Annotated in this window: 20 protein-coding genes, 1 pseudogene and 1 riboswitch; of the genes and pseudogenes, 15 read left to right on the top strand and 6 right to left on the bottom strand. The window is 41.9% G+C overall.

Annotation, left to right across the window (positions count from 1 at the left end; genetic code table 11):
* The first annotated feature begins 22 nt into the window (after positions 1–22).
* Positions 23–1,081 carry an ABC transporter ATP-binding protein gene (locus O2S85_RS17905; RefSeq protein ID WP_269410636.1) on the top strand — a complete coding sequence of 353 codons (1,059 nt, stop codon included), beginning with the start codon at positions 23–25 and terminating at the stop codon, positions 1,079–1,081.
* 2 nt (positions 1,082–1,083) lie between these two features.
* Positions 1,084–2,028: an ABC transporter ATP-binding protein gene (locus tag O2S85_RS17900; protein WP_269410635.1), complete on the top strand. Its 945-nt coding sequence runs from the start codon at positions 1,084–1,086 to the stop codon at positions 2,026–2,028.
* A gap of 301 nt (positions 2,029–2,329) precedes the next feature.
* Here O2S85_RS17900 and O2S85_RS17895 read toward each other — a convergent pair.
* Positions 2,330–3,601 (bottom strand): annotated as a pseudogene (locus O2S85_RS17895) (MFS transporter); the annotation flags it as partial.
* 239 nt (positions 3,602–3,840) lie between these two features.
* Between O2S85_RS17895 and O2S85_RS17890 the strand changes: the two are divergent.
* The 7 genes from O2S85_RS17890 to O2S85_RS17860 all read left to right on the top strand — a co-directional run bounded on the left by O2S85_RS17890 (position 3,841) and on the right by O2S85_RS17860 (position 12,353).
* The gene (locus O2S85_RS17890) at positions 3,841–4,767 is read left to right on the top strand and encodes a DUF1002 domain-containing protein (protein ID WP_269410634.1); all 927 of its coding nucleotides are present in this window, start codon (positions 3,841–3,843) and stop codon (positions 4,765–4,767) included.
* A gap of 276 nt (positions 4,768–5,043) precedes the next feature.
* A complete protein-coding gene (locus O2S85_RS17885) occupies positions 5,044–6,072 on the top strand; it encodes an ABC transporter ATP-binding protein (protein WP_269410633.1) in 1,029 nt (342 codons plus the stop codon).
* A gap of 4 nt (positions 6,073–6,076) precedes the next feature.
* A complete protein-coding gene (locus O2S85_RS17880) occupies positions 6,077–7,096 on the top strand; it encodes an ABC transporter ATP-binding protein (RefSeq protein ID WP_269410632.1) in 1,020 nt (339 codons plus the stop codon).
* Positions 7,097–7,126: 30 nt separating this feature from the next.
* Positions 7,127–8,872, top strand: coding sequence for an oligopeptide ABC transporter substrate-binding protein (gene opp4A / locus O2S85_RS17875; RefSeq protein ID WP_269410631.1), 1,746 nt, complete (start codon positions 7,127–7,129; stop codon positions 8,870–8,872).
* 32 nt (positions 8,873–8,904) lie between these two features.
* Positions 8,905–9,870, top strand: coding sequence for an oligopeptide ABC transporter permease (opp4B, locus tag O2S85_RS17870; protein ID WP_269410630.1), 966 nt, complete (start codon positions 8,905–8,907; stop codon positions 9,868–9,870).
* Between the two features lie 14 nt (positions 9,871–9,884).
* Entirely contained in the window at positions 9,885–10,811 is a 927-nt protein-coding gene (gene opp4C, locus O2S85_RS17865; RefSeq protein ID WP_269410629.1) for an oligopeptide ABC transporter permease, read from the top strand.
* Positions 10,812–11,279: 468 nt separating this feature from the next.
* A complete protein-coding gene (locus O2S85_RS17860; RefSeq protein ID WP_269410628.1) occupies positions 11,280–12,353 on the top strand; it encodes a LysM peptidoglycan-binding domain-containing protein in 1,074 nt (357 codons plus the stop codon).
* Between the two features lie 92 nt (positions 12,354–12,445).
* Here O2S85_RS17860 and O2S85_RS17855 read toward each other — a convergent pair whose 3' ends face one another.
* Entirely contained in the window at positions 12,446–12,580 is a 135-nt protein-coding gene (locus tag O2S85_RS17855) for a hypothetical protein (RefSeq protein WP_269410627.1), read from the bottom strand.
* Positions 12,581–12,843: 263 nt separating this feature from the next.
* Here O2S85_RS17855 and O2S85_RS17850 point away from each other — a divergent pair, with 263 nt between their 5' ends.
* Both O2S85_RS17850 and O2S85_RS17845 read left to right on the top strand, forming a co-directional pair.
* Entirely contained in the window at positions 12,844–14,034 is a 1,191-nt protein-coding gene (locus O2S85_RS17850) for a glycine C-acetyltransferase (RefSeq protein WP_269410626.1), read from the top strand.
* Between the two features lie 132 nt (positions 14,035–14,166).
* Positions 14,167–15,099: an L-threonine 3-dehydrogenase gene (locus O2S85_RS17845; protein ID WP_269410625.1), complete on the top strand. Its 933-nt coding sequence runs from the start codon at positions 14,167–14,169 to the stop codon at positions 15,097–15,099.
* Between the two features lie 708 nt (positions 15,100–15,807).
* On the opposite strand, the gene O2S85_RS17840 is transcribed toward O2S85_RS17845, so the two are convergent.
* The gene (locus tag O2S85_RS17840) at positions 15,808–17,424 is read right to left on the bottom strand and encodes an ABC-F family ATP-binding cassette domain-containing protein (RefSeq protein ID WP_269410624.1); all 1,617 of its coding nucleotides are present in this window, start codon (positions 17,422–17,424) and stop codon (positions 15,808–15,810) included.
* A 329-nt stretch (positions 17,425–17,753) separates the two neighbouring features.
* On the opposite strand from O2S85_RS17840, the gene O2S85_RS17835 reads away from it, so the two are divergent.
* Positions 17,754–18,383, top strand: a complete 630-nt coding sequence (locus O2S85_RS17835) for a hypothetical protein (RefSeq protein WP_269410623.1) — start codon at positions 17,754–17,756, stop codon at positions 18,381–18,383.
* A gap of 70 nt (positions 18,384–18,453) precedes the next feature.
* On the opposite strand, the gene O2S85_RS17830 is transcribed toward O2S85_RS17835, so the two are convergent.
* The 3 genes from O2S85_RS17830 to O2S85_RS17820 all read right to left on the bottom strand — a co-directional run bounded on the left by O2S85_RS17830 (position 18,454) and on the right by O2S85_RS17820 (position 22,101).
* A complete protein-coding gene (locus tag O2S85_RS17830; protein ID WP_269412638.1) occupies positions 18,454–19,077 on the bottom strand; it encodes a YpmS family protein in 624 nt (207 codons plus the stop codon).
* Positions 19,078–19,132: 55 nt separating this feature from the next.
* On the bottom strand, positions 19,133–20,062 hold the full coding sequence (locus tag O2S85_RS17825) for a GDSL-type esterase/lipase family protein (protein ID WP_439649422.1): 930 nt from the start codon (positions 20,060–20,062) through the stop codon (positions 19,133–19,135).
* A gap of 329 nt (positions 20,063–20,391) precedes the next feature.
* Entirely contained in the window at positions 20,392–22,101 is a 1,710-nt protein-coding gene (locus O2S85_RS17820; protein WP_269410621.1) for an O-acetylhomoserine aminocarboxypropyltransferase/cysteine synthase family protein, read from the bottom strand.
* Positions 22,102–22,274: 173 nt separating this feature from the next.
* A riboswitch (SAM riboswitch) is annotated at positions 22,275–22,391 on the bottom strand.
* Between the two features lie 389 nt (positions 22,392–22,780).
* Between O2S85_RS17820 and megL the strand changes: the two genes are divergently transcribed.
* From megL to O2S85_RS17805, 3 genes are all read left to right on the top strand, one after another.
* A complete protein-coding gene (gene megL / locus O2S85_RS17815) occupies positions 22,781–23,965 on the top strand; it encodes a methionine gamma-lyase (RefSeq protein WP_269410620.1) in 1,185 nt (394 codons plus the stop codon).
* 176 nt (positions 23,966–24,141) lie between these two features.
* Positions 24,142–25,584, top strand: coding sequence for a cardiolipin synthase (cls, locus tag O2S85_RS17810; protein WP_269410619.1), 1,443 nt, complete (start codon positions 24,142–24,144; stop codon positions 25,582–25,584).
* Between the two features lie 78 nt (positions 25,585–25,662).
* Positions 25,663–26,178 (top strand): acyl-CoA thioesterase, encoded by a 516-nt coding sequence (locus O2S85_RS17805; protein ID WP_269410618.1) that lies wholly within the window; start codon positions 25,663–25,665, stop codon positions 26,176–26,178.
* Positions 26,179–26,417: the final 239 nt, after the last annotated feature.

The following is a 26,417-nucleotide window of genomic DNA, read 5'->3' as shown; positions in this document are numbered from 1 at the left end:
ATGAATAGTGAGGTGAAACAACGTGAATAAGTTATTGGAAGTAAATGATCTTCATATATCGTTCCATACATTTGCCGGGGAAGTGCAGGCGATCCGTGGTGTCAACTTTGACCTGTATGAGGGAGAGACACTCGCGATTGTTGGCGAGTCCGGATCTGGCAAATCAGTAACTACCAAATCGATTATGCGCCTGCTACCACCTGGAAATTCGGAAATTAAAGCAGGAGAAATTCTGTTTCATGATAAAGATCTTGCTAAAGCATCGGAAGGACAGATGCAAAAAATTCGCGGAAAGGACATTTCGATGATTTTCCAGGATCCAATGACATCCTTGAATCCGACGATGACAATTGGCAAGCAAATTATGGAACCATTATTAAAACATCAAAACTTGAGCAAACACAAGGCAAAAGAACGGGCTGTCAGACTATTGGATTTGGTTGGAATTCCCAAACCGGAAATTCGCCTGAAACAATATCCGCATCAGTTCTCAGGCGGAATGCGGCAGCGGGTTGTCATTGCGATCGCGCTTGCCTGTGCACCAAAGATATTAATTGCTGATGAGCCAACAACAGCATTGGACGTTACGATCCAGGGACAAATCCTGGACTTAATGAAAGAACTGCAAAAGCAAATTGAAACATCGATCATTTTCATCACACACGATTTGGGTGTCGTCGCCAATGTGGCTGATCGGGTAGCCGTGATGTACGGCGGGAAAATTGTCGAAATCGGGACGGTAGATGAAATTTTCTATAATCCACAACATCCGTATACTTGGGGATTAATCAGTTCCATGCCAAGCTTGGATACGAACAATGAGGAACTATATGTGATTCCCGGCACACCACCTGATTTGTTAAACCCGCCTAAAGGTGATGCGTTTGCACCAAGAAATCCTTATGCGATGCAAATTGATTTGGAAGAAGATCCGCCAATGTTTCAAGTTTCGGATACGCACTATGCCGCCACATGGCTATTACACCCCAATGCACCAAAAGTAGAGCCACCTTCTGTTGTAAAAGAGCGAATGGATAAGTTCCACGCACAACAAGTTGGTTCCGGGAAAGGGGAAAGGTAACAATGGCGGAAATGGAAAAATTATTGGAAGTAAAAAACCTGAAACAGCATTTTAACGTGGGAAAGCCAAAAGAAGTTCGTGCTGTCGATGGAGTAACATTTGATATTTATAAAGGTGAAACATTGGGGCTTGTTGGCGAATCCGGCTGTGGGAAGTCAACCACTGGCCGGGCAATTATCCGTTTATACCAAGCAACCGATGGAGAAGTGCTATATCGGGGAGTAAATGTGCATGAGAAAAAGTCTAAGGCACAATTGAAAGAACTTCATCGAAAAATGCAGATGATTTTCCAGGACCCATATGCATCATTGAACCCAAGGATGAAGGTCTCGGATCTGATTGCCGAGGGGATTGACATTCATGGCCTTGCCAAATCACAAAAGGATCGGATGGAAAAGGTGTATTCACTCCTGGAAACAGTTGGTTTGAATCGCGAGCATGCGAATCGTTACCCACACGAATTTTCTGGAGGACAACGGCAGCGCATCGGAATTGCTCGGGCATTGGCAGTGGATCCCGAATTCATTATTGCGGATGAACCAATCTCCGCCTTGGATGTTTCGATTCAGGCACAAGTCGTTAATCTGATGAAAAAGCTGCAAAAAGAAAAAGGGTTGACCTACATGTTTATTGCCCATGACTTATCGATGGTCAAGTATATCAGTGACCGGATCGGCGTCATGTATTTTGGCAAATTGGTCGAGCTTGCACCTGCTGAAGATTTGTACCGTAATCCAATGCATCCATATACGCAATCACTGCTATCGGCGATTCCGCTGCCTGATCCCGATTACGAACGTTCACGCGTGCGGCAGGCCTACCATCCGGAAGATCATCAATATACAGAAGCGGATGAGGTCAAAATGCGGGAGATTGCACCTGGTCATTTTGTTTACGGCTCAGAAAAAGAGTTTGAAGAATGCAAGGCGAATTATAAACAAAAATAAGATGTAGATTTAGACAAAACCGGACACATTCGCATGAACGTGTCCGGTTTTTTTATGAAATTCGATCGCGCTGGTTATAAAGTTGATCGAGAGTGCGCGAAAGCTGATCGAACCGGTTGCAAAGTCGATCGAAAACGCACGGAAGTAGATCGAGGCAGTCGCAAAGTTGATCGAAAACCCACGAAAGCTAACCAATTGGCTGGAATTCAAGCAAATTTTTCTTCATGACAAAGGAGATCGCATCCCCGTTATGATTTTATGTAAAAAATGATGGGACAGGAGAACCGTCCCCGGGTCCCACCTAGCTATGATGTGATGATAATCGCCGATGTGCGTGATTTCCTTGATATTCACTGCGGTACCAGGTGATGAGCATGATGATTCCACTTAAAACGAGCAAACCACTGGTAACAAAAAATACACTGGAAATGCCGAAGAATCCTGCTAACATGCCACCAAGCATGGGACCGATAATATTTCCGGCAAAACGTAGCGATGTGTTGTATCCGAGGACTTCCCCCTGAATCGCTAATGGCGCCTCTTGCCTGATGTAAGCAATTCGTACCGGAATAATGCCGCCAATCGCTATTCCGAGGAAGAACCTTAGGATAACTAATTGCCAGATGTTCGTGACAAAAGCTGCTGGGAAATAGACAATCCCCGCCATGAATAATAAGAAGATTACTATTTTAATATAACCAATACGGTCACCCAAGCGTCCCCAACGTCTTGCCATGAACAGATTGCCAAGGCCTGCTGCGGAAAAGGCGAGCCCGGAATAAAAGGCAATATTTGCTGACCCATGCAGTTCGTTCACATACAATGATAAAATCGGCTGTACACTAAAGTGGGCAACCTGCACAAGCATGGAAATGAACATGACAACGAGCAATACAGGGCGAGAAAAGATGTGAGCGATGACCTCTTTACTGGAATAAGAGCTTTTGCTATCTTTATCATCGGCAAATGAAATCATTAATTCCTTAACCCCAACATATACAAGAATTCCGGATATGAAAATGGAAATCGAAGTCCAACGAAATGTAGCTGCATATCCGAATACATCTGCAAAGGCTCCACCGATGAGCGGCCCCATCAACTGGCCAGTAATACTTCCGGTTTGTAAGGTTCCCAGGACACGGCCAGCAATACGCTTCGGTGTCTGGGTTGCGATAAAGGCTTGCGATATCGGGATAAACCCAGTAAATACACCCATGATAAATCGTAATATAAATAGCTGCCATACGTTTGTGGCAAATCCCATTAACAAAATGGAGATGCCAAGACCTGTTGCAGAAATGATTAAAACACGTTTTCTTCCATATTTGTCACCGATACGCCCCCAAATCGGAGAAAAAATAAGTGCCGTGACAAATGTAATACCAAAAATCCAGCCAGACCAGTTTTGTACATAGGAAGCGGAGAAGTTCCCGTATGATTCAATGTACAAAGAAAGGAATGGCAAAATCATCGTCATACTGCTAGCAACAAAAAAATTGGCAAACCACATGATCGCCAAATTTCGCTTTACTATACGTTCCTGTTGATCAACGATTGTGAATACCCTCTTTCGGACATTTAATTCGTCAACCTAAATAATAAATAGGAAACGAATAAAAGGAAAGTTTTATGCTCAAATAATGTTAAAAATGGTTCATGTACACAAATTCTTCAATTATATGAACCTATTTTTTGGTGTCTTATTTAAGCGTAATAGGTTATAATCTGGTTATGATTTATCCGATGAAGGAATAGAAATAAGCATGTGTTCACGAATAGTATAGTGGAAGCAAATGAAAAGGGGACAACGATATGAGACAACAATTATGGAAGAAACTCGTTATGATGCTTGTATTAATTGGCCTGATTACCGGGATTTCATTACCTGTCATGGCCACTGATGGAGCAAACGATAATTCCGATAGTATAAATGAAAAACTGGGTGTGCCGGTTGTCGTTTATGGTGATACATTAACCGCCGAGCAAAAGCAAAAAGTCCGTGACCTGCTGAAAGTAACCAATCCCGATGATGTAGAGGAATATAATGTTACGGGACAGGACATTGCCAATTACATTGATGGTGATCCACATTCACACATGTATTCATCGGCAAAAATCACCAGGGAGGAAAAAGGAAAAGGGTTAACCATCAATATTGTTACACCGGATAATATCACGGAGGTAACGAGCGAAATGTATGCCAATGCATTATTAACGGCAGGGGTAGAGGATGCAACTGTCGATGTCGTATCGCCGGTCAAGGTGAGCGGGCACTCCGCATTAACCGGTATTTACAAGGCCTATGATGTACAAGGTGTTGAATTGGATAAAGAACGGATGGAACTGGCGAACGATGAATTGGACGCCGCTACCGATCTGGCAGAAAAAGATGGGCTGAATGAGGAAAAGGTAAGTGAATTATTTACTGATATTAAAAAGGAAATCGCCGAAAAAGATCCTGCTACCAAGGAGGAAGTCGAACAAATTGTCAAAGACCAGCTGGATAAAATGGAGGTCAACCTGAGCGAACAGGATCGACAAATGCTGACTAACCTGTTCGACAAAATGCGTGATCTGGACATTGACTTTGGTAAAGTGAAAGACCAACTTAGTGATATCGCGTCAAAGGTAAAAAACAAAATCGATGACATTGACCCTAGCTTCTGGCAGAAAGTTGCCAATTTCTTTAAGGAGCTTTTCCAACTGATCATCAACTTCTTCAAAGGCTTATTTGGTTAATCGGAATAGATCTTGGGGCAGACCCCCCCGCCACACGAATGAATGAAAATGGCGGACGGGTTTTGCCCCATTTTTTTGTAAATATGTGAAAAGGGGGCTTGTTAACATTCAGAAAATAATTTATACTAAAATAAATAATTGTTATTTTACAATCATGTTACATACTTATGAAAATATAGTAGTTATATTGTAAACTGTTTTGTCGCCTGATCGAATCAACTATTTTTGTCATCATTTTTGCGATCTTAACCAAGTTGTGAAGGGAGTGAAGGCTGATTGGCACAAGATCAGCAAGAGAACAGTCTGCTTCAGGTCAATCATTTACATACAGGTTTTATCATCGATGGGGAATTACAACATGCGGTAGTCGATATTAGCTTAGAAGTAAAGCCAAGAGAGGTTGTCTGTGTCGTTGGTGAATCGGGTTGCGGCAAGAGTGTGATGTCGCTATCCATCATGCAGCTGTTGCCCAAACAGAATTCTAAAATTTCTTCCGGCAATATCATATTCAATGGCGAAGATTTAACGAAAAAGACAGATAAAGAAATGAATAAAGTACGTGGGAAAGATATTGCGATGATCTTCCAGGAACCGATGACCGCACTGAATCCGGTATTCACGATCGGTTCGCAATTGATGGAGGTACTATTTAACCACGTGGAGTTGACCAAAAAGGAAGCACGGGAAAAGGCAATTCATTTATTAAAGCAGGTCGGTATCTCGCGGCCGGAAAAGATTATCGACGAATATCCGCATCAGCTTTCAGGAGGAATGCGGCAGCGGGTGATGATTGCCATGGCGATTGCGTTACATCCAAAATTGTTGATTGCCGATGAGCCGACAACCGCACTTGACGTAACCGTTCAGGCACAGATTTTGGAGTTGTTGAAGGAAATCCAGGATAAAGAGGATATGGCGATTATGCTAATTACACACGATCTGGGTGTTGTCGCGGAAATGGCTGATCGTGTGATTGTCATGTATGCGGGGCAGATTGTGGAGACAGCCAATGTAGTCGAATTGTTTACCAAACCAAAACATCCTTATACGGAGTCGCTGTTAAGCAGTATACCACGGATGGACGAGAATGCTGAAAAATTAAATACTATTGACGGTGTGGTTCCATCACTTGAAAATATGCCACACGTTGGCTGCCGGTTTGCTGATCGTTGTCCAAAGGCATTCGGGGATTGTACCAAGGTAACGCCAAAGCTTGCCGAGGTTGCTGAAGGACAGTATGCCAGATGCCTTCTTTATAATACGTGTTATCCAGACAATACACAACAGGTGCGAAGAAGGAAGTGAGGTTATGAGTGAACGAAGCCTATCCGTGAAGGAGAAAAAGAATTTAGCCGATAAAGATGTTTTGTTAGACGTCAAGCATTTAAAAAAATATTATCCAGTACACGCTGGATTTTTTAAACGGAAGGTTGGCAATGTGAAAGCAGTTGATGATATTTCACTAACATTAAAGAAGGGAGAAACATTTGGTCTTGTAGGTGAATCGGGCTGTGGAAAGTCAACAGCCGGCCGAACTATCCTCAGGCTGACCGAGTCAACGGATGGACAAATTATTTTTGATGGCAAAGATATTACCAGTTTGAGCGGGCCCGCATTGCGCAAGGCACGTCAGGATTTTCAAATGGTTTTTCAAGATCCATATGCTTCCTTGAATCCCAAAATGATGGTTGGCCATTTAGTTGATGAACCCCTGCGCAATTATACGAAGCAATCTCACAAAGCATTACGGAACGATGTCAAAGCACTGTTACGTCGGGTTGGCCTGCGTGAAGAAGATTATTACAAATATCCGCATGAATTTTCGGGTGGACAGCGGCAGCGAATTGGTATTGCTCGTTCATTAGCTCTTAATCCCAAGCTGATTGTTGCCGATGAACCGGTCAGTGCATTAGATGTATCGATTCAGTCCCAAGTATTGAACTTGTTAAAAGAACTGCAGGATGAATTTGATCTAACATATTTATTTATTGCCCATGATCTCAGTGTTGTGAAACATATGAGTGACCGGATTGGTGTCATGTATTTGGGGCATTTAGTTGAAATTGGTGATAAGGACGCAATTTACCATGAACCATTGCATCCATATACTAAAGCGCTAACATCAGCAATTCCAGAACCAGATCCATTAAAGAAAAAAGAACGCATTATTTTACAAGGAGATGTGCCAAGCCCACAAAATCCGCCAACAGGATGTGTATTCCATACCAGGTGTCCGGTTGCGATGGAGAAATGTAAAGAAATCGTACCAACGCTGAAGGAGGTGAGGCCTAATCAACAGGTCGCATGTCTCTTGTATCAGGATGATTAAAGATTAATATTTTACGAGGGGGAATATTAGTTGAAAAGGAAATTCTGGTTATTGTTAACGCTTGTTTTTGCTCTGTCCATGGTTTTGGCTGCTTGTGCGGATACTACTACAGACGGTGAGACAGAAACAGATTCCGGATCTGATAGTGGTGAAAAGGCCAAAGCAGGTGAGCCGCAAAAAGGTGGTAAAGTAACGTACGGTTTTGGGCAGCCTTTTAAGGGTTTGCTGGAACCGGGGTTGTATGAAGGGGAAGATGATAAACATATTCTTGACTTTATGACAGATGAATTAGTACAGACGAATGACGAACTGGAACCAGAACCTGGCATGACTGATTATGAAGTTGATAAAGATGCCAAAACTGTTACCCTTACGATCAAAGACGATATTAAGTGGCATGACGGTGAGCCGCTCGTTGCCGAAGATATTGCCTATGCGTATGAAGTGATTGCCGATCCGGATTATGAGGGATCACGGTTTCCCAATGTAGAAATGATCGAAGGGGCAAAGGAATACCAGCAGGGTAAAGCTGATGATATCTCTGGTATCGATATCAAAGACGATAAGACGATTGTGGTGCATTTGACCGATGTTGCACCAAACACGATCGATAATCTATGGAGCTATCCGATGCCAAAACATTATTACAAAGATATTGCGGTGAAGGATTTGCCAGATTCGGATCAAGTGCGGAAAAATCCAATTGGTACTGGGCCATTTAAAGTGAAAAAGATTGTTCCGGGGGAAATGGTTGAGTTGGAGCGGTTTGATGATTACTGGCAAGGTGAGCCATATCTGGATGGTGTCGTTTATAAAGTCATTGACGGCTCATTGGCTTCTGGTTCCTTGAAAAATGGTGAAATCGACGTTATGAAAATTCCAAGCAGCCAATATGAAGAGGTTAAAGAATCGGATAATCTGGATCTTCATGAAGAATCAGCTTTAAGCTTTACGTATATTGGATTTAAATTTGGTCATTGGGATAAAAAAGAGAAGAAAAACATCATGGATAACGACAAATTTGAAAACAAAAAACTGCGTCAGGCCATGGCATATGCAATTGACCGGCAAGGCATCCTTGATTCCTTCTCCAATGGATTGGGTGAATTAATCGAAGCACCAATGCCGCCTGTCAGTTGGGCCAAAGCAGATGAATCCGAACTAACAACCTATGATTACGATCCGGAGAAAGCGAAAAAACTGTTGGATGAAACGGGTTACAAAGACGTGGATGACGATGGTTGGCGAGAAGACCCGGATGGCAAAAAATTCACGGTCAACTTTGATTCCATGTCCGGAACTGATATTTCTGAACCGCGGGCCGAATATATCTTGCAAAACTGGCAGGATGTTGGTATCAACGCCAAGTTGAACGGCGGTAGCTTAAAGGAAATGAATTTATTCTACGACACGGTTGAAAAGGATGATGAATCGGTCGAAACATTTATGGGTGTATGGGGGCTTGCTAGTGATCCAGATCCAACTGGCTTATGGAAAGTAGACGACCTCTGGAATTATCCGCGTTGGGTGAATAAGGAATCGGATAAATTAATTGAAGAAGGTCTTAGCGATAAGGCATTTGATCGCGACTACCGAAAGAATGCTTATGTAGAGTGGCAACAACTTGTTAATGAAGAATTACCGATGATTTTCTTATACACCCCTGTAGATGTCTATGCCGTAAATAAGCGGGTGCAAAATGTGCATACGAACTCATTTACTGCTATAAAGGATCCTTACTTATGGTGGGTTACAGACGCTGGTGGATCGAATTAAGCAAGACAATCCAAATGTAAGGGGAAAATAACATGTTTGTTTATACATTACGACGAATTGTCACCATGATCCCGATTATTTTGCTTGTCTCTGTTGTGGTATTCTTCCTGGCACATTTAATGCCAGGGGATGCCCTGACAGGGAAAATCGATCCATTGAATGCAAATCCGGAATATATTGCGGACATGCGTAGTAAATTGGGATTGAATGATCCGATTTATCAGCAGTATTTACATTGGATCGGCGGTTTTTTACATGGAGATTTTGGACAATCATTCGTGCATAAAATGCCTGTTTCCGATTTGATTTGGTCACGCTTGCCAAACACCATTTTGCTGGCTGTCATCGCGATGTTTATTACGTACATAGTCGCCTTTTTAATGGGCAAATATGCAGGAAGACGGCCTAATACAACCGGAGATTATGGGGTACAGATTATCAATTATTTAGCTTTGGCAATGCCGAGTTTTGTAGCGGCCTTATTATTAATCTATTTTGTTTCCTTTCAGTTGGGCTGGTTGCCAGCAACGGGCAGTATTGGTTCCGGGGTAAGCCCAGGATCTTGGGAATATATTGTTAGCAAGGTGCAGCATGCCATTTTACCATCCTTATGTCTGGGCTTATTACCGATCGCCAGTTATACGCAGTTTTTACGTAATGACATGATAGAAAGCGCCCAAAAGGACTATGTGCGAACCGCCCGAGCAAAAGGGACATCCGAGCGGAAAATTTATAATAAGCATATTTTACGAAACTCGGTCATCCCGATTGTTACTTTGCTGGGATTTGACCTGGCAGGGATTATCGGCGGGTCAGTCATTATAGAGACAATTTTCACCTATCCAGGGGTTGGGCAATTATTTGTCGATTCCATTAACAACCGCGACTATACGGTTGTGATGGGTATCACGATGCTGTTAACCGTGATGACACTTCTTGGTAATTTAATCGCTGATATTCTGTATGCCTTGGTTGACCCAAGGATCAGGTTGGATTAAAGGGGGAATGCAATATGGATCCGATAACAAATCAACTGCCTGAGCAGCCGACCCCTCCAACGTCAAAAGCGAAAAGGCCGGTGAAGAAGAGTTTGTCACAATGGGCGCTTGCCCGTAGAAAGTTTACCCACAATTTTTTGGCGATGATTAGTCTTATTTTTCTGGTTGTCGTTACAGCCTTGTCGTTGTCGGCATCTTTTTTGACGGATATTGACCCAAGCCGAATTGAACCGCGGCTAATTGATGCGATGCCATCCGCTGAACATTGGCTGGGCGCTGACGGAGCGGGCCGGGACATTGTGACGATGTTGCTCTATGGCGGACGGACATCCTTGATGATCGGTTTTTCCTGCACAGCAATTATTATTCTAATTGCCACATTGATCGGAACCATCTCCGGTTTTTATGGAGGCAAAGTGGATTCTATTCTCATGCGGTTTACCGACTTTATGATGAATTTCCCGTTTCTGATTTTTGTAATCGTGTTGAAAACCATTTTTGTTGATAGTGGTGTCCTTGCATTAATTGTCGTCATTAGTTTGTTAAGCTGGACGGGGGCTGCCAGGGTTATCCGGAGCAAGGTAATGTCAGAGAAGGAGAACGAATATATTTTAAGTGCTATATCGATCGGTACCAGACCTTCCAAAGTAATCATGAAGCATTTATTGCCGAACGTGATGTCCACGATTATTGTCCAGGCAACATTATTGTTAGCGGCGATGATTGTTGCTGAAACAGGTTTAAGTTACCTGGGATTTGGCGTGCCAGTGGGGACACCAAGCTGGGGTAATATGTTACAAGCTGCCCGCGACCCAGGTACACTCAGCGGTAAGTGGTGGATTTGGATTCCACCTGGTTTAGCGATTACGTTTACGATTCTATCAATTAACTTTATTGGCGAAGGGTTTAAGGATGCGTTTAATCCGAAATCACGTAAGTAGGGTGATTGTCATATAGATTGACTGCTTATAGTGGAATGATTTATTTAAAAGGCTTGTCTGATAATATATAGGACAAGCCTTTTTGTGCGAAATATTCAAGAGAAGGAATCCCGGGGAGAATCTGATTAAAAGCCGCTAAAAGTTACGCACAACCACCCTCGCATTACAGCTATAGCGATTTTGCTTCGTTCTGCAGCGAATCTCGGGCAATCTATAGCTGAAAGTTCTTGTTGTTTGGCCTTCGCTTCCTCTTTGGTTCTATGAAAAATGTAGAAATTACCAGAAAAATGCGGTTTTATTACTATTAATATAGTAAATTTTACCCCCTGTCACAAACTTATTATCTTTTGTAACGAATATAGTTGATTCGGTAATTCTTGTAATATAACCTTAACCGTTTTGTAACTGCACTGGCCTGTCCCGTATGATAGTATAGGCATTGTCAGAAATCGAAGGAGGGACTACCCGATGAAAAAAATAGTAGCAGCATTAGCTACAGGTGTCATTATTGCTGGCGCAGCTGTAACGAATGTTTCAGCAGAAGAGTACAACGTCCAAAAAGGTGATAGCCTTTGGGACATCGCACAAAAAAATAACACAACAGTAGACGATTTACTACAACAAAACAATTTAGATACAGATTTGATCTTCCCAAACCAAAAACTAGTGATCAATGAAACTGGTAATACTGGTGAAACGGAAGAAAACACCAACACATATACCGTTCAAAAAGGCGATACATTATTCCGTATCAGTCATAAGTTTGAGACAACGGTAGCCAATCTGAAGGCATGGAATAACCTGAGTTCCGATTTAATCGTTGTTGGTCAGAAACTCCAAGTTAATGGAGAAAATGTTGCCCAGAATAATGAGCAGGTATCTGAACCAGTAGAGCAACCAGCAGAACAGCCATCTGAGCAACCGAGTGAACAACCGGCTGAGCAGCCAGCAGAACAGCCATCTGAGCAACCGGCTGAGCAACCAACAGAACAGCCATCTGAACAACCGGCTGAACAGCCAGTAGAGCAGCCATCTGAGCAACCAAGTGAACAACCGGCTGAACAGCCAGCGGAACAACCAGCCGATAATACTGCTGAAGCATCAGATGATAATCAGGATGAAAATACACAGCAGACTGAACAAGCAGAACCAGCTAAAGAAGATAATGATGCAACCGAAGCTGAGCCAGCTAAAGAAGAGTCAACAAAAGCAACTGAAACTGAATCAAACGATAATAATAATGCGCCAGAAGGTAAAACTATCAGTGTATCTGCAACGGCATATACATCTGAATGCTCTGGTTGCTCCGGTGTAACATCAACAGGTGTAGACTTGAATGCTAATCCGGATGCAAAAGTTATTGCTGTTGATCCAAATGTCATTCCATTAGGATCAGAAGTGTATGTAGAAGGCTACGGTCGTGCAACCGCAGCAGATGTTGGTGGTGCAATTAACGGCAATAAAATCGACGTTCACGTACCGAACAAAGGTGAAGCAAATAATTGGGGCGTACGTTCAGTAAACGTTACGATTTTAGACTAATATCTGAACACAATTAACGTCAGCAATTTCCAGGGAAAACATCTTGATAGTGATGTTTTCCCTTTTTTCTATGCCTAAAAACCCCAACTTATCTATGACTGAACACTTATTGCCCCGTGATGCGTTTTAATAACATCATCCGATTTTGATGAATACTGGGCAACCCCAACAATACTAAATCCCACAATCAGTACGAATAAAAATGTAACCAGAAGCTTTTTCATCATGTTTCCCTCACCTTTAAGATCTAGTACTAGTATAATGAAAAATAGTAAATGAAACCATCGATTTTCATGACAATTTTGTAGTAAAACCTTACAAAGTTGAAAGGTTCAATCAATTTTATGGTAAATACGTCTAAAGAAACCCGCGTTTTCCATGAAGGTATGTAACATAGGAGAGTGTGGTATCGGATATGATTAAACAAAATGGATTAAGTATGATAAACTTAATATGATATAATAGCGTTTACATATAAAGGAGGATTCACATGACAAGCAAGAAACTGCAATCATTTTTAGACGATAATATTGCAGATTTGCGTGAACGCGGGCTGTATAATGAAATTGATCCTGTGGAGGGAGCAAACGGTCCGGTTATTACAATTCGCGGTAAAAAATTAATCAATCTTTCTTCTAATAATTACTTAGGTCTTGCCACGGACGAGCGGTTGAAGCAGGTAGCCAAAGCAGCAATTGATTCACATGGTGTTGGCGCTGGTGCAGTTCGCACGATTAACGGGACGCTCGACCTTCATCTGGAATTGGAGAAAAAAATAGCCTTGTTCAAGGGTACAGAGGCAGCAATCTCCTTTCAATCCGGGTTTAATTGTAACATGGCAGCGATATCAGCTGTGATGGATAAGCAGGATGCGATTCTATCCGATGAGTTAAATCATGCATCGATTATTGATGGCTGTCGCTTATCACGGGCAAAAATCATTCGCTTTAATCACTCGGACATGGATGATCTGCGTGATAAGGCAAAGGCAGCTGTAGAATCCGGTCAATATAATAAAATTATGGTCATTACCGATGGTGTCTTTTCGATGGATGGCGATATTGCCAACCTTCCAGGAATTGTTAAAGTAGCAGAAGAATTTGATCTAATCACCTATGTCGACGATGCACATGGTTCAGGTGTATTAGGAAACGGTGCAGGTACGGTTAAACATTTTGGCTTGCAGGATAAGATTGACTTTCAAATGGGGACACTTTCCAAAGCAATCGGTGTTGTTGGCGGATATGTCGCTGGAAAGGCCAATCTTATCGACTGGTTAAAAGTACGCTCCCGCCCATTCTTGTTTTCAACAGCCGTTACACCAGCCGATGCAGCAGCCGCTACCAAAGCAATCGAACTATTGATGGAAAGCACGGAATTAAATGAAAAACTGTGGGAAAACAGTAAGTATTTAAAAGAAGGGTTACGTCAGCTCGGCTTTGATGTTGGTCATAGTGAAACACCAATTACGCCATGCATCATTGGCGATGAAAAAGCAACTCAGCAATTCAGTAAGAAATTAATTGAGGCAGGCGTGTATGCCAAATCCATCGTCTTCCCAACAGTTCCAAGAGGTACGGGACGCGTGCGCAATATGCCAACCGCAGCCCATACAAAGCAAATGCTTGATGATGCATTGGCAATATATGAAAAGGTAGGAAAAGAGTTAGATGTGATCTAAACAAAACTCGGCAGCATGCAGAATGATTTTTTATCACTAATAAACAGGTTGTAACACCCCCATAATGAGGTTACACGCTATAAGATATGGGATTGAACATGCACTAGTCCGATGAAGTAAGGAGTAATTGGCATGAAGAAGATTTTAGTCACCGGTGCTCTTGGCCAAATTGGTTCAGAGCTTGTAGATAAACTCCGGAAAACCTATGGAACAGAAAATGTAATTGGAACAGATATTAAAACATCGCAAACCAGTAACGGACCGTTTGAAACTGCAGATGTAACAGATGCTGCAAAATTATACTCTATTGCGAAATCCTATCATGTGGATACAATCATGCATCTTGCTGCCTTATTGTCTGCCAAGGCCGAGACAAATCCCCAAAAAGCTTGGGATTTAAATATGGGTGGATTGCTCAATGCGTTGGAAGTCGCGCGTCAGTTGAAACTAAAGCTGTTTACTCCCAGTTCAATCGGCGCATTTGGCCCAACAACACCAAAGAATGCGACGCCACAAGATACGATTCAACGTCCAATTTCCATGTACGGTGTCAATAAAGTTGCCGGCGAACTACTTTGCGATTATTATTATCACCGATTTGGCGTAGATACCCGTGGAGTCAGATTTCCGGGTTTAATTTCTCATGTTACTCCACCTGGTGGCGGGACAACAGATTATGCAGTAGAAATTTATTATGAAGCAGTGAAAAATAAATCGTATACATCATTCATTGCCAAAAATACGTATATGGATATGATGTATATGCCGGACGCCCTGAATGCCATCATTCAATTAATGGAGGCTGATCCGGATAAGCTAAGTCATCGCAATGCTTTCAATATCACTGCCATTTCCGCATCACCGGAAGACTTTGCCCGGGAAATACAAAAACATATTCCCGAATTTACATTAACATATGATGTTGATCCCGTCCGTCAAAAAATAGCGGAAAGCTGGCCGAATTCGCTGGATGACTCAGCAGCAAAAGCAGAATGGGGATTTACAGCGGAATATGACCTTGCCGGTATGACGGCGGATATGTTGGAGAAAATTAGTAATAAGTAACGTGTGAAACCTTCCTGTTAGAGGGAGGTTTTTTAATGTTTGGTACGGTTTTACCGGAAATGGAGCGGATCGCTGAAGTAGAGGGGTGTTGCGTGTTCAGGGGTTGAAAGAATTTTTCCAGCATTTTAATGGAAATACTGTCCGAAATCAAAAAATACTATCCGAAACCTTATCAAAGGGTGTAGCATAAGGCATCCAAATCAAGTATGTACTCATAATTGGGTTTTAATCGGAAATATGGGCATTGTTGCTTGAAAATATCATGGAAATTTATCATTATTTCCCGGGAAATGTCGATAAAATCATAATAGCAAAAACCTCTCGACTGATGTGAAGCGCCTTTGTATGCCAATCGATCGAGAGGAGTCCTCTCACGGTAGATATTCCGCACTAATGCAAACCAATCAACTGAGACGGGAAATCTCACGGAAGATTCTCCACATTTATGTATCACAATCGAACGAGAGGAGACTTTTCACGGCAGATATTCTGCACTAATGCAAACCAATCAACCTAGACAGGCAATCTCACGGTAGATACCACTCAAATTGCTTACCAAATCCCAGCGAGACCCCACCTCTCTCATAGCGGACTTGCACACATCTTTACAATGATCACAAAAAAGACCCCGTCTGTAAAAGAAGGGGCTTTGATTTGCCGGAATACAAAAGCATTGGTGCCACTGCTAACCGACCTTGTTCGCTTTTGTTAATACATCGCTGCTATTTCTTTTTGCAATTTCTGATCTTGAATATATTCATCATAGCTCATTTCTTTATCGATCACACCGCTTGGGGTTAGTTCGATTAAGCGATTAGCCAGACTTTGAATAAATTGATGGTCATGGGATGTAAAGAGAATGGATCCTTTGAATTTGATCAGACCATTGTTTAAGGCGGTAATGGACTCCAGGTCCAAATGGTTGGTTGGTTCATCCAACAATAAGACATTTGCCTGGCTTAACATCATCTTGGCCAGCATGCAGCGAACTTTTTCACCACCGGATAGCACACTTGCTTTCTTTAATGCCTCTTCCCCGGAAAAAAGCATTCTGCCCAGAAATCCGCGTAAGAATGTTTCCGTTTCGTCTTCCGGAGAGTACTGTCGTAACCAATCCACTAGTGGTAAATCGTTGTTCTCAAAGTACTCGGAATTATCTTTTGGGAAATAAGATTGTGATGTGGTAACACCCCATTTATAGGTGCCGGCATCTGGCTCCATTTCCCCCATCAAAATTTTGAATAATGTCGTTTTAGCGATATCATCTTTGCCGACAAATGCTACTTTATCATCTTTATTAATGGTGAAACTGACATTGTCCAGCACTTTTTTATCACCGATTGTTTTCGTCAATCCTTCCACCCGAAGCAGATCATTACCGATTTCACGTTCAGGAGTAAAGGCAATATATGGATACTTACGGGAAGACGGCTTGATATCATCCAAAGTAATGCTATCCAACAGTTTTTTTCGTGATGTAGCCTGTTTGGACTTTGATGCATTGGCGCTGAATCGGGCAATAAATGATTGCAGCTCCTTGATTTTTTCTTCTTTTTTCTTGTTTGCCTCCTGAGCCATCTTTAATGCTAGCTGACTGGATTCATACCAAAAATCATAGTTCCCGATATAAATTTGAATTTTTCCATAGTCAACGTCAGCAATATGGGTACATACTTTATTTAAAAAGTGCCGGTCATGGGAAACAACGATAACCGTATTTTCAAAGTTGATCAGGAACTCCTCCAACCATTGAATGGCATGAATATCCAAACCGTTCGTCGGCTCGTCCAGCAGGAGAATGTCCGGGTTGCCAAACAATGCCTGAGCCAGCAAGACTTTCACTTTTTGATCTTCCGTTAAATCAGCCATGGCATGTAAATGTAAGGACTCGTCAATACCCAGACCTTTAAGGAGAACCGCTGCATCAGATTCCGCCTCCCAACCATTCATTTCGGCAAATTCGCCTTCAAGTTCAGCTGCGCGCATACCATCTTCTTCAGAGAAATCTGCTTTCAGATAAATGGCATCTTTTTCCTGTTTTACTTCATACAACCGTTCATGCCCCATCAGAACGGTATCGATCACGTTATATTCTTCATACGCAAAGTGGTCCTGCTTCAAAACAGCCATCCGTTCACCAGGAGATAGTGAAACATCGCCGGATTGCGGCTCTACTTCACCAGATAATACCTTGAGAAAGGTTGATTTTCCAGCACCATTCGCCCCGATTATGCCATAGCAGTTTCCGGGTGTGAACTTCAAATTGACATCTTCAAATAATTTTTTATCACCATATCGTAAACTGACATTTGTAACAGTTATCATGTGTTTTCTAATCCTCCAAAAAAAATAGTAATCATGGCTAGCTTACGGGATTTACCGGGTTTCGTCAATCGATAATGTGCATATAATAATCAGAGAACACGAAATATCAGAGAAACAACGGTAAAAATAAAAAATTAACTTGTATATTGACCATTTTTCGGATAAAGTTTATGGTAACATCTCACAGAAGATGTTTACGGGAAGTTAATCCTTTTCAAAAACATCCTCTTATTAGGAAAAAACATTTGCACAGTTTGGAATGGCTGGCTTCATTGCTCATATTTAATTGTTACTTTTTAATTAACATGAAGCCTAACGGAGGGGAAATTATGGAAGAGAGAACGATTTACTTTCTCTTTACAGACACAGGAACATATCTGGCCAGGGTGATTAATTATTGTACGAAACAATCACTTAACCATGTTTCCATTGCCTTTGATCACGAGTTGAAGGAAGTATACAGTTTTGGAAGGAAGCGGCCGCATAATCCATTTATAGGCGGGTTTGTTAAAGAAGATATCAACAGTGACTTCTTAAAGGACGCTGCCTGTGCCATTTATTCCTATACTTTATCAGATCATGAATGTGAAAAGGTCTTGCAGAATATCAAGGCAATCGAAGCACGAAAGCATCTGTATAAATATAATTTCCTCGGTCTATTTGGGGTACTGCTCCGGATTGAATTTGAACGGGAACATGCCTTGTTTTGTTCACAGTTTGTTGCGACCGTTCTACACAATGTGAAATCGTTTCAAGTAGAAAAACCCCATTGCTTGGTAACACCAGCCGACATTCGCAATCTTTCCGGATTACAATTAGTTTATGAAGGCAAACTTGGAGATTACCCAAAATGTATGGAAAATGCCAAACACCAATTAGTGCAAGAAGCACAGCCATTGGCAAAGCAATCATTTATATATTTTTTGTCTGAAAAAGTAAAGCAGTTCGTTGTAAAATAAGGGATCATCTGTTATTGGATGATCCCTTATTTAATGTCTTGATTAGCCCCGACCCCGGCGATCAGTGTCTTTAATCAATTCCCAGTGTTTCATAAGGGACTTTGATTTTGAAGGCTAAATCGTTTGCTCCCAAATCAAATCGTTCAATGCTGACCTGAAAGTTACTCTTGATATCCATTTTGTCGATAGCAACATAAACCTCTTCATTTTTTGGATCGATCGTTACCCACTCTGGCATTGGCAGATACTGCTTCATGTATTCCATTATTTTCTTGTTGGGCAATTCCAGCATCCCGACCGATATGGATCGCAGTTTCAAAACAGCATTCCCATTGTCTTGAACAATTGGTTCCAGATGGACAGAAAGTGGTACGGTTGAAGAAAATACTGGCAGTTCACCAATTAAATGAACATCATTCTCCAGAGAAACTTTATAATGGTGGTCTGCATCATTTAATAATTGATCAATATAAGCATTGACTAATTCATTCAGGTTCTCTTTTGTGGTACGAACAACAAATTCAGAACTTTTTTGGTCATAATTCCCCTCTGATTGTGGGGCAGGTGTTGATGACACAGGCCAGAAAATTAATAGCAGTAATATGACAATAATGGCGATGTCAAAGATAAGCAAGCCAAAAAATAGTCGTTTCCATTTCCCTCCAGGTTGTTCGGTATTTCTTCTTTCCGTGATAGCAGTTCACCTCGCTTATTAAAATCAATTGGTACTCATTAGCTTTCCCAAATCGTTAGGTTGCATGTTCTGGTTGCAGGTATTCTAATACTCGTTTCGCAATGCGTTTGTAACCAAGTGTGTTGGGATGAAAATTATCATCCGCAAATAAGTTGGTATCTGAATCCTCGAATAAATCTATTGTCGGTATAAATGTTGCATTTTCATACTCTCTGGATATTTTTTCTCCAGTAGTATTCCAATCTTTCACAATTGTACCAAGTTCTTTGATATCTGGAAAGTATTGCTCAAATGGATTATAAAAGCCAATCAGATAGATATTTGCATCTGGATTCAGGTCATTTATTTTATCAAAAATTTTAATTAACCGCTGCTCATAATTTAATCGCTCTTCGTTGAAATCTGCATATGACAGGTCCGTGATATTTTCCTTTAAAATCTTCATGATATCATTTGCACCAATCGTGATCGTGACAATATCCGCATCTTTAATGGAATTGGATATTTCCGGGATATCCAGGCGTTTTAGTAGCTGATCTGACCGGTTTCCCCGTTTACCGTAGTTATCGAATTCCGCCACATGTTTCTTTTGGTTAATCGTATTATCCAGGATACCGACATATCCACCACCATCTGTCGTATCGCCAACTCCCTCGGTTAATGAGTCCCCAATAGATACAACGTGGACTTCGTTATTGGTGAAATAATTGATCGTGTTTTGTACGGTGTCTTCCAGAAACGCCTTGATACTGGTTTTATCATCTTCTTTTTTTGTGTCTTGTTCCGATTTTTCTTTTTGATCCTGCTTGGAATCATGTTTTTCTTGTTTTTTATCGGCTGTCTGTTGCTCAGAAGAGTGGTCCTGGACATCTTGAATCGTTTTTTCCACTTGGTGAGCTTGACTATAATAAATAAAAAAGCCTCCTGCACCGATAATGACAAGTAAAATAACAAAAATAACTGCAAACTTCCTCAAATTTATCACACCAATACGAAAATAGTTCTATTATACTGTATGCAAGAAATGAAATGAATCAGAACAAATGCGAAAAGGGTGCATAATAGTATATGTTTACCCGTTTATCTTGGCTAGTATATCATGTTTTTATCATTGATTTGGCATGTTATAAAATTGTAATAATAAGACAGGGGGACTCCTGCTAAAATCATCCATATCTAGTGGAACACACACAGAAGCCATTATTTCTTGCAAGTTGTGATTATGATTATAGCATACATGTTTTGTCGCGAAAATGATGTAAAAAAAGAAGGCCGTACCCATATAGGGTCAGCCTCCAAAACCTTAAAAAATTGTTATACCTCAACAGTCAGTTGTTCGGATGTGTTGTTGCGCAAACGTATAAATGTTTCATTGGGGTTTAATCCGGTGATAACCGTAATTCCGCAAGCTTTTGCATGTTCCAGTGTTGGATCGGTTTCATCCGGTTGTTCTATCCACAGGATCTTTCCTTGTGCATTAATAAACTGTTCCAGCGTGCTGGCGGGGACAGGTCCTTTTTTCAACCAAGCTGCATCAATTGTATCCGGCGCTTGGGTCTGTTCATTTACTTCGACGATTTGGAATCCATACTGTTGTAATTGCTGTAATTCCTGTTTGCTATGATCTTGGCCAATTACTGCGATTACTTTTTGTCTTATCGCACCAGCTTCACGGGAAAAAGGGGATGAAAGCAGCCATTTAATGGCATCATTCCCGGAAGATTGGATAGTTGGCTTTGTATCGGTAGCTTTGGCAATAGCCTGATCCAAATCAATTAAAATATCATCCACATTTTCGACCCCGATAGCAAGGCGGACAAGTTCTTCGGATACACCGCTTTTTTCCAAGTCTTCCGCACTTAATTGCTGATGGGTTGTGGATGCAGGATGAATAATCAGTGATTTCGCATCCCCGACATTCGCGACATGTGACCAGATCGAAATATTGTCAATCAATTTCCTTCCTGCTTGCCTGCCACCTTGAATACCGAACGTGATGATGGAACCAAAACCGTGTTGCAAATATTTTTGAGCCAATGAATGGGAAGGGTGGTTTTCCAATCCAGGATAGTTGACCCATTCCACAGCTGGATGCGCCTTGAGGTATGCGGCGACTTCTAGCGCATTTTGATTATGACGTTCGACACGCAAATGTAAGGTTTCCAGTCCTTGCAATAGCAAAAAGGCATTAATGGGACTTAGGCATGCTCCGATATCCCTCAGTAATTGCGCCCGTAATTTTGTTGCGAAGGCAGCCGGTGCCAAGTCTGCATAGCGGAGGCCGTGATAGCTCTCATCCGGTTCGGTAAACCCGGGGAATTTTTCGTTGTCCCAATTAAATCGTCCACCATCGACAACAACACCACCAATGGAATTTCCGTGGCCACCGATCCATTTGGTAGCAGAATGGATCACAATGTCGGCTCCCCATGTTAAGGGCTTTGCGCAATACGGGGTAGCAAACGTGTTGTCCACAATTAACGGGATATGATGTTCGTGGGCGATGCTGGCAATTTCCTCCACATCAAGCACATTCAGACTCGGATTGGTAATAATTTCTCCATAAATTGCTTTCGTTTTTGTTGTTATCGCGGAACGAATGGCATCAAGGTCTGTCCCGTCAACAAATTTCACCTTAATTCCATAACGGGGCAAAGTGGTGGAAAACAAATTATAGGTTCCGCCGTACAAGTTGCTGTCGGCAATAATTTCGTCACCGGCACCAGCCAGATTCAGAATAGCTAATGTAATTGCTGCCATGCCGGATGAGGTGGCAACTGCTGCTGATCCATCTTCCAACTGGGCGACTCGTTCTTCAAAAACAGCACACGTTGGATTGCCAAGTCGTGTGTAGATATTGCCTGGTTCAGCTAATGCAAATAAGTTTTGCGCATGTTCCGTATCGTTAAATACGTAGGAAGTCGTCTGGTAGATCGGAACACTGCGAGATCCTGTTGTTGGATCTGGTTCCTGCCCTGCATGAAGCAACAATGTTTCTAAATCGTGCGAATGAAAGTTTGACATCAATGATTCCTCCTAAGGTAGTTGGGTGACTGATTATTTCAGCCAATGCTTTAATTCTGTAAGGATTGCTTGTATCACAGTATAGCAATGACTTTGATCGAGCGTTGTAATTGACGTGGGGGGATACGAAAAAACGCCCTTCCTTAAGAAGAGGGCGGATAAGAACGTTCCTCCTCTTATCTTCCAGATCGACAAGGACCTGTAGGATGTAGCACCTTTCATGACTGCTTTTTAGCCTGATGGTTGCCGGGTTTCGCAGGGCCTAATCCCTCCACCGCTCTTGATAAGAGATATAAAAAGGTTTTGAAAAATTTAATTTAATAAAAAGTATAAACCTGAGTAGTGTCATCTGTCAACTGTTATTTTGGGAATTATCATGGCTCATTAGCGAAATCGCTTTGCTGTCTTTGTCCCGAGTCTTTGTCCCGACTTAGCGGGTCCCTCTCCCGTCCCGGAGCGTACTCTACCGACTTCGCGAGTCTCTGTCCCGTCCTCGGTGCATTCTCTCCCGACTAGGCGAGCCCCTCCCGTCCTGCTTGCAGCTCCTCTAAAATCTTAACAAGGAGGGGATTCAGTTTAGCGAAAAAAGTGTGTCAATAATTCAGAAAACACTTTCGAATATTGGTATTTTCCGATATCATGGATGTAAAGAAAGAAAGCGCATAAAGGGGAGAGGAATATGGCTAAGCGATTTAAACATTTGGAAACATCTGTCATACATGATGGTTATGATGCAAAAGATATGTTGGGAAGTTTAACACCACCATTATTTCAAACATCAACTTTTACATTTGCAACTGCTGAACAAGGGGAACGCCGATTCTCCGGGGATGAGGAGGGCTATATTTATTCACGAATTGGCAATCCGACTGTAACGGCATTGGAAGAACGAATGGCCGCGTTAGAACATGGGGAGCGGGGGCTGGCATTTGGCTCCGGGATGGCTGCTGTATCGGCAGTTTTGATTGCATTAACCAAGGCTAATGATCATATTGTCTGTTCATCCGGGCTGTATGGGTGTACATTTGACCTGTTAAGCATGATGGAGGAAAAATACGCGATAACCCATAGCCTTTCCAACATGAATTCCGCTGATGAGTTGCGAAAATGTATCAAACCGGAAACGGCCTGTATTTATGTGGAAACGCCGATTAATCCAACCATGAAGTTGATTGACCTGGCAATGGTTGCAAAAGTAGCCAAGGAATTTGCGATCCCGGTTGTCGTTGATAATACGTTTTGTTCGCCATATATACAGCGCCCGCTTGATTTGGGATGTGATATTGTTGTTCACAGTGCTACTAAATATATCGGTGGTCATGGGGACGTTATAGCTGGTCTTGTTGTTGGATCCAAAGACTTTTTGGATACTGTACAAATGTCCACCCAAAAGGATATCGGCGGTATTATTTCACCGTTTGATGCATGGCTGTTAATTCGTGGGCTTAAAACGTTGCCAGTTCGCCTTGATCGGCATTGTGATAATGCTGAACAAATTTTTACCAAGCTTAAAGACCATCCAAAAGTCGCGAGCATTTATTACCCGGGTGATCAAGCAAATCCATCTTATGCCATTATGGGAAAACAGATGAAACGCGGTGGCGGTATGATCTCCTTTGAAATAAAGGGAACAAAACAGGATGCACAAGCGATGTTAAATGCTTTATCATTTGTGAAAATCGCCGTTAGTCTGGGTGATGCCGAGACACTTATTGAACATCCGGCTACTATGACACATGCGGTTATCCCGGAAGCATCCAGATTGGAAATGGGAATAACCGATCAGCTTATACGTTTGTCTGTTGGATTGGAAAAATGGGAAGACGTTTGGGATGATCTCAAACAGGCGCTGGATAAAATATAGGGGGCAGTCCCTTGCCGCTTTAATGTATTAAAGTGGTGGGGCTGACCCTTTTTGTTACCCCCTTTGTTTTTTCTTGGCACTGGTATACAATAGTAATTTAGAATGCACGGATGATATACATATTGCTTACAAATGATAAAGTAAAATGTGTTTGCTTTTTGAGAGGAGAAACTGACATGGTGTTCATGCCATACTTAGTGGCTATAATAATGATTGTTAATATTGCACTGGCCTTTACGATCATTTTCCTGGAACGCAAGGATGCACAGTCCACATGGGCATGGCTGATGGTCTTGTTATTTATTCCGATTGCTGGCTTTATTTTATATTTGATATTTGGAAGAAACATAAGCAAACAACGGATATTCACATGGGATACCAAGAGCAGGCTGGGAGTAAAGAAATCCGTAGAAGCCCAGTTAACGGCATTGGAGGAAAATCGGTTTGTCTTTAAGAACCCCGCCATTGTCGCGTACAAAGATTTATATTTTTTACATTTGCGAAATGATGATGCTATTTTCACCCAGGATAATCATGTGGAAATTTTCACCGATGGAAAGGAGAAATTTGCTGCACTTATTGACGATATCGAAAAAGCGACCGATCATATTCATTTATTGTATTATATTATTCGTTATGATCAGCTTGGTAAACGTATTGCTGATTGCCTGGTGAAGAAAGCGAAGGCCGGGGTAGAGGTTCGCGTGCTTTATGATGATATGGGTTCCCGCCGCTTAAGCAGGAAGTTTGTTAAGCGGATTCGCAGGGCAGGTGGACAAGTGGAAGCATTTTTTCCGTCAAAGATTCCCAAAGTCAATTTTAAACTTAATTATCGCAACCACCGGAAACTGGCCATTATTGATGGACAAATTGGCTATATCGGCGGGTTTAATATTGGGGATGAATACCTCGGCAAGGCAAAAAAATTTGGCTATTGGCGGGATACCCATTTACGGGTGACGGGGGATGCAGTGAAGAATATGCAAACCCGGTTTATTCTTGATTGGAATCAGGCATCACGGAATGATATTTTATATGACAAACGGTATTATGCGGCGGAACCTAATGGAGATGTTGGCATTCAAATCGTTTCCAGCGGTCCTGATTCGGATTGGGAGCAAATTAAGAATGGTTATATTAAAATGATCTTATCGGCAAAACACTATGTCTATATTCAAACTCCTTACTTCATTCCCGATGAAAGTTTGCGTGATGCATTAAGAATCGCCGCTTTATCTGGTGTGAATGTGCGGATCATGATCCCGAACAAGCCGGACCATCCGTTTGTTTATTGGGCAACACTATCGTATATCGGGGATTTATTGAATGCTGGTGCAGAAGTATTTATTTACCAACATGGGTTTCTTCATGCCAAAATGATTATCGTCGATGGTGAAATCTCCTCTGTCGGGACCGCCAACATCGATGTCCGCAGCTTCCGGCTCAATTTTGAAGTGAATGCCTTCTTATATGATACGGGTATTGCTGAAAAGTTGGTAGCAGCATTTGAGTACGACATCTCCCTGTCAACGCAAATGACGAAAAAACTATATGAAAAGCGTTCATTGGGTATTCGGTTTAAAGAGTCGTTATCCAGGTTGTTGTCGCCGATATTGTAAAAAAATACAAATGTCTGTTATGAACTTGATAGAACTTGATAAAAATTGAATCTGTTACGTTAAAAAGGAGAATGCATCATGGAAAGTAAACCGTGTTCCAATTCATTAGCAGTAAAAACGTCACATGTCTTACCACCAGATACAAATAATCATGGGACATTGTTTGGTGGCAAATTAATGGCACATATTGATGATGTTGCAGCAATTGCAGCTGTTCGTCATTGCCGATTACCTGTTGTAACAGCGTCCACGGACTCCGTTGACTTTTTGGAACCTGTTAAAGAAGGTGACTCGATTTGTGTCGAGGCGTTTGTCACTTGGACCCATAATACCTCGATGGAAGTCTTCGTCAAAGCCGTGATGGAAGAATTAGTAACAGGAAAACGCAGCGTTTGTGCCACGGCATTTACAACATTTGTCGCGGTCGATCGCAATGGACACCCAGTACCTATACCAAGTGTCTACCCGGAAACGGAACAAGAAAAATATCTGCATGAAGGTGCGCCTGAACGTGCCAAACATCGGAAACAAAGACGAGGCTTCTCCAAAGAAATGGCGAAAAACTTTGGCACCGCGTATCCTTGGGGGAAATAGGAAAAGCTTTGTTGCTATGAAAAGGGCAGCTAAACCGGGCATGCTCCACACCAACCCGTGCATCCTCACCGGTGTCCAGTGAAGTTGCCCATGATCATAGTTTTGTGCTGGAATATACCTTTTAGAAACCGATTAAAATCAACAGATCCCATCGTCCAGAATAATAAATAATTTGTACTGATGTAAAGAATATATTAAAATAGTACAGTGTAACACAGTAACATAGAAGCCAATTTGAC

Source organism: Lentibacillus daqui, from assembly GCF_027186265.1.
In the GTDB taxonomy this organism is placed as follows: domain Bacteria; phylum Bacillota; class Bacilli; order Bacillales; family Amphibacillaceae; genus Lentibacillus_C; species Lentibacillus_C daqui.
Note: the sequence above shows the minus strand (reverse complement) of the source record. Positions and strands in the feature narration are given on the sequence as shown.

Bases quoted from the DNA above. Each gene is read 5' to 3' on its own strand.
- O2S85_RS17900 (WP_269410635.1), top strand. From the start codon at position 1,084: ATGGCGGAAATGGAAAAATTATTGGAAGTAAAAAACCTGAAACAGCAT.
- O2S85_RS17890 (WP_269410634.1), top strand. From the start codon at position 3,841: ATGAGACAACAATTATGGAAGAAACTCGTTATGATGCTTGTATTAATT.
- O2S85_RS17880 (WP_269410632.1), top strand. From the start codon at position 6,077: ATGAGTGAACGAAGCCTATCCGTGAAGGAGAAAAAGAATTTAGCCGAT.
- opp4B (WP_269410630.1), top strand. From the start codon at position 8,905: ATGTTTGTTTATACATTACGACGAATTGTCACCATGATCCCGATTATT.
- opp4C (WP_269410629.1), top strand. From the start codon at position 9,885: ATGGATCCGATAACAAATCAACTGCCTGAGCAGCCGACCCCTCCAACG.
- O2S85_RS17860 (WP_269410628.1), top strand. From the start codon at position 11,280: ATGAAAAAAATAGTAGCAGCATTAGCTACAGGTGTCATTATTGCTGGC.
- O2S85_RS17855 (WP_269410627.1), bottom strand. From the start codon at position 12,580: ATGATGAAAAAGCTTCTGGTTACATTTTTATTCGTACTGATTGTGGGA.
- O2S85_RS17850 (WP_269410626.1), top strand. From the start codon at position 12,844: ATGACAAGCAAGAAACTGCAATCATTTTTAGACGATAATATTGCAGAT.
- O2S85_RS17845 (WP_269410625.1), top strand. From the start codon at position 14,167: ATGAAGAAGATTTTAGTCACCGGTGCTCTTGGCCAAATTGGTTCAGAG.
- O2S85_RS17840 (WP_269410624.1), bottom strand. From the start codon at position 17,424: ATGATAACTGTTACAAATGTCAGTTTACGATATGGTGATAAAAAATTA.
- O2S85_RS17835 (WP_269410623.1), top strand. From the start codon at position 17,754: ATGGAAGAGAGAACGATTTACTTTCTCTTTACAGACACAGGAACATAT.
- O2S85_RS17820 (WP_269410621.1), bottom strand. From the start codon at position 22,101: ATGTCAAACTTTCATTCGCACGATTTAGAAACATTGTTGCTTCATGCA.
- megL (WP_269410620.1), top strand. From the start codon at position 22,781: ATGGCTAAGCGATTTAAACATTTGGAAACATCTGTCATACATGATGGT.
- cls (WP_269410619.1), top strand. From the start codon at position 24,142: ATGGTGTTCATGCCATACTTAGTGGCTATAATAATGATTGTTAATATT.
- O2S85_RS17805 (WP_269410618.1), top strand. From the start codon at position 25,663: ATGGAAAGTAAACCGTGTTCCAATTCATTAGCAGTAAAAACGTCACAT.